Genomic DNA, 230 nt, shown 5'->3' on the forward strand with positions numbered 1-230 from the left:
GGCGTTGGGGGCGTAATACAGTTTCATCGGGGACAGCTCCGTGGGATTTGCGCCAGTTTCACGGGCATGGCACCGTGCGTAAAATTAAACCTTCAGAGCCCTGCCATAAGGACAGCTACTGTCATGATGAACCTGATGCACTGGCGCTTGCTGGTCGCTGTGGCCGACCATGGCAGCATCACTGCCGCTGCTCAATGCGTGGGCATGACTCAGTCCGCCGCCAGCCAGGC

At 59.1% G+C, this 230-nt stretch carries 1 protein-coding gene; it reads left to right on the top strand.

Annotated elements, in window-relative coordinates; all coding sequences use genetic code 11:
* Positions 1–123: 123 nt before the first annotated feature.
* Positions 124–230, top strand: a 107-nt coding sequence (locus SB765_RS34455; RefSeq protein WP_410933136.1) for a LysR family transcriptional regulator, incomplete at its 3' end; no start/stop codon positions are given.

Source organism: Pseudomonas sp. SIMBA_067, from assembly GCF_046534675.1.
In the GTDB taxonomy this organism is placed as follows: Bacteria; Pseudomonadota; Gammaproteobacteria; order Pseudomonadales; family Pseudomonadaceae; genus Aquipseudomonas; species Aquipseudomonas putida.